Genomic DNA, 1,039 nt, shown 5'->3' on the forward strand with positions numbered 1-1,039 from the left:
CACAGTTCGTAGCCGCTGTAGATGCCCCAGGAGGGGGAGAGGGTGGCGGCCAGGACGGCGCGGACCTCGAAGGCGGGACGGCCGCCGTGCTGGAGGTAGGCGTGCAGGATGTCGGGGGTGTTGGCGAAGAAGTTGGGCCGCATGTAGGAGGCGGCCTCCCCCGACAGTTCGGTGAGGTACTCCGTCAGTTCCTGTTTGGTGTTGCGCCAGGTGAAGTAGGTGTAGGACTGCTGGAAGCCGATCTGGGCCAGGGTGTGCATCATCGCCGGGCGGGTGAACGCCTCGGCCAGGAAGATCACGTCGGGGTCGGCGCGGTTGATCTCGCCGATCACCCGTTCCCAGAAGACCACCGGCTTGGTGTGGGGGTTGTCGACGCGGAAGATCCGCACGCCCGTGTCCATCCAGTGCCGCAGCACGCGGACGGTCTCGGCGACCAGACCGTCCATGTCGGCGTCGAAGGCGACGGGGTAGATGTCCTGGTACTTCTTCGGCGGGTTCTCCGCATACGCGATCGACCCGTCGGGGCGGTGGTGGAACCACTCGGGGTGCTTGTGCACCCAGGGGTGGTCGGGGGAGCACTGCAGCGCGAAGTCCAGGGCCACCTCCAGGCCCAGCTCACCGGCGCGCGCGACGAAGCGGGTGAAGTCCTCCAGGGTGCCCAGGCCGGGGTGGACGGCGTCGTGTCCGCCCTCGGGCGAGCCGATGGCCCAGGGCACGCCGACGTCGTCGGGGCCGGCGTCGAGGGTGTTGTTGGGGCCCTTGCGGAAGGTGGTGCCGATGGGGTGGATGGGCGGGAGGTAGACGACGTCGAAGCCCATCGCGGCGATCGCGGGCAGGCGCCGGGCGGCGGTGTCGAAGGTGCCGTGCGGCCGGGCGGGGGTGCCCTCGGAGCGGGGGAAGAACTCGTACCAGGAGCCGTACAGGGCCCGCTCGCGCTCCACCAGCAGCGGCAGCGGCTCGCTGCTGGTGACCAGCTCCCGCAACGGGTGCGCGGCCAGCACCGCGTCCACCTCCGGCGTCAACGCCGCCGCCAGCCGGG

Annotated in this window: 1 pseudogene; it reads right to left on the bottom strand. The window is 70.5% G+C overall.

Annotated elements, in window-relative coordinates:
• Nucleotides 1–1,039: pseudogene (locus BU52_RS32605) on the bottom strand (alpha-1,4-glucan--maltose-1-phosphate maltosyltransferase); the annotation flags it as partial.

The sequence above is a fragment of the Streptomyces toyocaensis genome, from assembly GCF_000725125.1.
GTDB classification, from domain to species: Bacteria; Actinomycetota; Actinomycetes; order Streptomycetales; family Streptomycetaceae; genus Streptomyces; species Streptomyces toyocaensis.